At 43.9% G+C, this 5,207-nt stretch carries 6 protein-coding genes; 1 reads left to right on the top strand and 5 read right to left on the bottom strand.

What is annotated here, in order from left to right:
- Window positions 1-86: 86 nt before the first annotated feature.
- Window positions 87-1,199 (top strand): alanine dehydrogenase, encoded by a 1,113-nt coding sequence (ald, locus tag RCH62_RS08255; protein ID WP_048789576.1) that lies wholly within the window; start codon window positions 87-89, stop codon window positions 1,197-1,199.
- 188 nt (window positions 1,200-1,387) lie between these two features.
- Here the strand turns inward: ald and RCH62_RS08250 are convergent, their stop codons facing one another.
- From RCH62_RS08250 to pyrH, 5 genes are all read right to left on the bottom strand, one after another.
- The gene (locus RCH62_RS08250) at window positions 1,388-2,386 is read right to left on the bottom strand and encodes a PhoH family protein (RefSeq protein WP_306475003.1); all 999 of its coding nucleotides are present in this window, start codon (window positions 2,384-2,386) and stop codon (window positions 1,388-1,390) included.
- A 91-nt stretch (window positions 2,387-2,477) separates the two neighbouring features.
- Window positions 2,478-2,693 carry a YozE family protein gene (locus RCH62_RS08245; RefSeq protein WP_023023987.1) on the bottom strand — a complete coding sequence of 72 codons (216 nt, stop codon included), beginning with the start codon at window positions 2,691-2,693 and terminating at the stop codon, window positions 2,478-2,480.
- 10 nt (window positions 2,694-2,703) lie between these two features.
- On the bottom strand, window positions 2,704-3,558 hold the full coding sequence (gene cvfB / locus RCH62_RS08240; protein WP_195563250.1) for an RNA-binding virulence regulatory protein CvfB: 855 nt from the start codon (window positions 3,556-3,558) through the stop codon (window positions 2,704-2,706).
- A gap of 106 nt (window positions 3,559-3,664) precedes the next feature.
- The gene (gene frr / locus RCH62_RS08235; protein WP_006595853.1) at window positions 3,665-4,222 is read right to left on the bottom strand and encodes a ribosome recycling factor; all 558 of its coding nucleotides are present in this window, start codon (window positions 4,220-4,222) and stop codon (window positions 3,665-3,667) included.
- Between the two features lie 18 nt (window positions 4,223-4,240).
- Window positions 4,241-4,972: a UMP kinase gene (pyrH, locus tag RCH62_RS08230; protein WP_195563251.1), complete on the bottom strand. Its 732-nt coding sequence runs from the start codon at window positions 4,970-4,972 to the stop codon at window positions 4,241-4,243.
- Window positions 4,973-5,207 lie beyond the last annotated feature (235 nt).

Genomic DNA, 5,207 nt, shown 5'->3' with positions numbered 1-5,207 from the left:
TAAGGAGTGAAAAGGTCATTGAGTCAAGAGAGCAATCTCACACCAATGGCCTTTTCACACCCATATCTAATCAAGGAGAAATAATCATGTTAATCGGTATCCCAAAAGAAATTAAAAACAATGAAAATCGTGTTGGCTTGACACCTGCAGGTGTACAAAGCTTGGTGAAGAAAGGCCATCAAGTTTTGGTAGAAACAAATGCTGGACTTGGTTCTGGCTTTGGCGATGAAGATTACGCCAAACAAGGAGCGACTATCGTTGCAACTGCTGCAGAAGCTTGGGCAGCTGAATTGGTGGTCAAGGTCAAAGAACCCCTCGCTGAAGAATACGACTTCCTTCGTGAAGACCTCTTGCTCTTCACCTACTTGCACATGGCTGCTGCTCCTGAATTAGCTGATGCCATGGTGACTGCCAAGACAACTGGGGTAGCTTACGAGACTGTACGAGACCTTGAAGGACAATTGCCTCTCTTGGTGCCAATGAGTGAGGTTGCTGGACGAATGGCGGTGCAAATCGGGGCTCACTTCCTCACTAAACAAGAAGGTGGATCTGGCGTCCTCCTAGGTGGGGTACCTGGTGTTCCTAAAGGGAAAGTTACCATCATCGGTGGTGGAGTCGTTGGAACCCACGCAGCTCGTATCGCCCTTGGACTCGGTGCCCAAGTGACCATCTTAGATATCAGCGCTAAACGTTTGGCTGTTCTGGAAGATGTCTTTGGTCATCAAATCCAAACCCTTATGTCCAATCCATTTAACATTGAAGCCAGTGTCCGTGATGCCGATGTTGTCATCGGAGCTGTCTTGATCCCTGGAGCTAAAGCTCCTAAATTAGTGACAGACGATATGGTCAAACAAATGCGTCCCGGTTCTGTCATCGTGGACGTAGCTGTGGACCAAGGTGGGGTTATTGAAACAGCAGACCGTGTGACAACACATACGGAGCCTGTTTACGAAAAACACGGCGTGCTCCACTATGCCGTTGCCAATATTCCAGGTGCTGTCGCTCGTACTTCTACCATCGCCCTTACCAATGTAACCCTTCCTTATGTAGAAGCTTTAGCTGACAATGGCTTCCATAAGGCCATCGCCCTCGACGAAGGCTTGCGCCAAGGTGTTACTACTTACCAAGGCCATATCACAAGCCAACCAGTTGCAGAAGGTCTAGAACGCAACTTCACACCAATTGATGAATTGGTTTAATTTCTAATATTTAAAAGGCTGGGCAAAAAGTGTCCAGCCTTCGTTGTATGATAGTAATAACTACATGACGCAGTGGTTGATTGGCATCTTTGTTCGCTTTTAAAGCTCCAAAGACGACCTAATCAACTGTGCGGGGGTGGGAAAACGAACTCTTTTTAATTAGTCTGAGTTCTTTCCCACTCCCTTTTTTATTCTGCTTCTTCTTCCACATCCAGTTTTTCTTTGAGGACTGGATTCGGAATGGGCTCGTAGGCCCGGATAATTTCGGCAACTACCGGATGGCGAACGACATCCTTGGCAGAGAAATGCACAAAGTCAATTTGAGAAATATTTTTTAATTTCTCCTGAGCATCAATCAAACCGGATTTGACATTTCGAGGGAGGTCAATCTGGCTGGTATCTCCATTGACAATCATCTTGGAGTTAAAACCAAGACGGGTCAAGAACATCTTCATCTGCATGATGGTTGTATTTTGCGCTTCATCGAGAATGACAAAGGCATCATCCAAGGTCCGGCCCCGCATATAAGCTAAGGGAGCTATCTCAATAATCTCCCGCTCCATCATCCGAGTGGTCTGGTCCTTGCCCAAGATTTGATAGAGGGCATCATAGACTGGACGTAGATAAGGGTCTACCTTTTCCTTGAGATCCCCTGGAAGGAAACCAAGGCTCTCCCCAGCTTCCACAGCCGGACGAGTCAAAATAATGCGCTTGACTTGACCACGCTTGAGGGCGGTCACGGCCAAAGTTACTGCCAAAAAGGTCTTCCCAGTCCCTGCTGGTCCAATCCCGAAGGTCACATCATGGTGCTTGACACTATCTACATAAATCTTTTGCCCTAGCGTTTTGACCCGAATGGGCTTGCCGTAGCTATCCTTGATGATTTCTTCTTCATACAAGGCCACGAACTTATCCAACTCATCATTACGAACCATTTGAATAGCTGTTACAACATCCGGCGTCCCGATAGTCATGCCACGATTTACAAAGATAAGCAAAGCCTCAATAACTTGTCTGGCTTTTTCACAATCTTCTTCTTGACCGATGACCTGGACAATTTCTGTTCGGGCATGGATGACCACATTCAACTCCTGCTCCATCAAACGCAAGTGACGTTCATTGGATCCAAATAGATGGAAGAGATCATCTGGATGACTTAATTGAATATCAATTGAATGTTCTTTCAAATAAAGAACCTCTCTATTTCTGTAAGTTTTCTCTATTATAACAAAGAGACCGAGAATTGACCATCCCCGGCCCACTTTGGTTTTCTTGTACTTAATGACCTAGGTATTCTTCCCAAATTGCATCAAAATCTCCTAGATTAAAGGAGAAACTGGCATGCTCTTCCAGAAAGCGACTAACCTCATCAAAATCATCTGTATGCTTTGGAAAGGCTGTCTCATGAAAGGCCAGATCTGCCAGAAGAGCCTTGGGAGCATTGCTTTTGGGATTGCGCTCTGTCATCAACCAAGTATAAAATGATTTTCGCATAGGACTCCTCTTATTTTAATTCTGTACCAAAGGCATCCTGTGTGATTTTCCCTGCTTTCATCAAGCCTCCCAGAGCTTTTTTGAACTGCCCCTTGGAAATGCCAAAGGTTGCCTTAATTTCTTCTGGGGAGGACTTATCATTCAAGGTCATAAAGCCTCCGTTGTTTTCTAAATATGCCAAAATCATCTGTGCATCGTTTTCTAGCATTTCAAACGAGCGTGGCTTCAAGGATAAATTCAAGGTCCGATCCACCTCTCGGAAACCAATAACCCGGGCATCTAGGACTTGTCCCAAACGAGGTTCTGCATAGCGCTCACTTGGATGGATAAAGCCTAACATATTGTTCTCAGGTAAGTAAACAAAGGTCCCTGAAAGTTTTAAGCGATAGACGATAGCCGGCCAGTTCTGATTCTGCATATTGTTGTAGGCTGGACGAGCAATCCGTTGGAAGTCTTCTTGATAGGCCAAGACACCCCAAATCCGGTCTTTTTTATCGACTTCCAGGCGGACAAAGAGTTTATCGCCTTTTTTCGGCCACAGATCTTTGATTTCTGGCAGAATATCAAGAGAGACGACAATCTCCTTGTCTGGTAGACCCGTATCGACAAAAACGCCCAGGTCCTTACGAACTTCTGTCACTGTCCCCCAACCAAATTGGTCCTGACGAGCTGTGACTTCAAGTGTGGTCAGGCGCAAACGTTGCTTCATATCCGTATAGGCAAAGCCCTTGACAGACTCTCCAAGAGCATGCTCTCCTTCAGACTTGTCCAAAGCATAGGTTTGCCCATCCTTTTGGACAAAGTAAAAACGGTCATTCTCATCCGTAACAAGGCCCACGATATCATGTGCGAGATTGGTATTCATTTCTTCCTTCTTTCTGGCTAATGATGATCAATAGCCCCTTAATGGAAATAAAACCCAGCCAGCAGTGCCAACTGAGTTCATTTCCTCTGTAAACTGCTGGAAATGATTAGACTTCAAGCAATTCTTTTTCTTTGTGAGCTGTCATTTCATCGATATGTTTCACAGCATCATCCGTTACTTTTTGGATTTCTTTTTCAAGACCCTTCAATTCATCTTCAGTGATTTCTTTTGCTTTTTCTTGTTTCTTAGCTTCATCCATCGCATCACGGCGGATGTTACGGATCGCTACCTTAGCATTTTCACCGACTTTTTTCACTTCTTTAGCCAAGTCACGACGTGTTTCTTCTGTCAAAGCTGGGATGACCAAGCGGATAACCGAACCATCGTTGGCTGGAGTAATACCAAGATCAGAAGCATTCAAAGCGTGCTCGATATCTTTCAATGAAGACTTGTCAAAAGGTGTGATCAACATCACACGAGCTTCTGGAATCGTGATAGATGCGATTTGATTCAATGGAGTATCAACTCCGTAATATTGAACATAGATACGGTCCAAAAGACTTGCGTTTGCACGACCTGCCCGGATACTTCCAAATTCACGTCCCAAACTTTGGTGAGACTGAGACATTCTTTCTTTAGCTTTTTCTACGATTGGGTTTGCCATTTTATTCCTCTAACTTCCTTATTTTTCTACATTATTAGAAACGGTAGTACCGATATTTTCTCCAAAGACAACGCGTTTGATGTTCCCTGGCTCATTCATGTTGAAAACGACTAAGTCAATATCATTGTCCATTGAGATAGTCGATGCTGTCGAATCCATGATACGAAGGCCTTTATTGATGACATCACGGTGAGTTAATTCTTCAAACTTCACAGCTGTCTTGTCTTTCTTTGGATCAGCATTATAAACGCCGTCAACACCATTCTTAGCCATCAAGATTGCGTCTGCTTCAATTTCAGCTGCACGAAGAGCAGCCGTTGTATCTGTTGAGAAGTATGGGGAACCAATACCTGCCCCAAAGATGACGATGCGCTCTTTTTCTAAGTGACGAAGGGCACGGCCACGAATATATGGCTCAGCGACTTGTTGCATGGAAATAGCTGTTTGAACGCGCGTATCTACTCCAACCTGTTGAAGAGAATCCGCCATCACCAAGGCATTCATAACTGTTCCAAGCATTCCAGTGTAATCTGCTTGAACGCGATCCATACCTGCTTCTGCCGCAGGTTCTCCACGCCAGAGATTTCCTCCACCGATAACGAGAGCAATTTCAATTCCAAGGTCATGAACTTCTTTGATTTCAAGGGCCATCTTTTGAACCGTCTTGATATCAATTCCGACACCCCGTTCACCGGCTAACGCTTCACCTGATAACTTAATTAAAATACGTTTATACTTAGGTTCTACCATTTTGTCACTCCTTTTATGATCTGTATTATTTTACCACAAAAAGCGTTTTTTTTATAGTGATATCTATCAAAAAAATTTTTATCCTTCCAACTTTTATCTCCTGCTAAAACTTCTATAACTATTTTGTTAAAAAATACACTAAACAAACAAAAAAGCTACCCGAAAGTAGCTTTACATTCTAATTAAAGTGAGTTAACATCCACTTTGATACCAGGACCTTGAGTTGTAGTCAAAG

Origin of the sequence: Streptococcus sp. (assembly GCF_030825805.1) — a bacterium.
Lineage (GTDB): Bacteria > Bacillota > Bacilli > Lactobacillales > Streptococcaceae > Streptococcus.
This window is presented reverse-complemented; position numbering and strand designations above follow the sequence as displayed.

Coding starts and splice junctions, on each gene's coding strand:
- cvfB (WP_195563250.1), bottom strand. CDS start 3,558: ATGAATACCAATCTCGCACATGATATCGTGGGCCTTGTTACGGATGAG.
- pyrH (WP_195563251.1), bottom strand. CDS start 4,972: ATGGTAGAACCTAAGTATAAACGTATTTTAATTAAGTTATCAGGTGAA.
- frr (WP_006595853.1), bottom strand. CDS start 4,222: ATGGCAAACCCAATCGTAGAAAAAGCTAAAGAAAGAATGTCTCAGTCT.
- ald (WP_048789576.1), top strand. CDS start 87: ATGTTAATCGGTATCCCAAAAGAAATTAAAAACAATGAAAATCGTGTT.
- RCH62_RS08245 (WP_023023987.1), bottom strand. CDS start 2,693: ATGCGAAAATCATTTTATACTTGGTTGATGACAGAGCGCAATCCCAAA.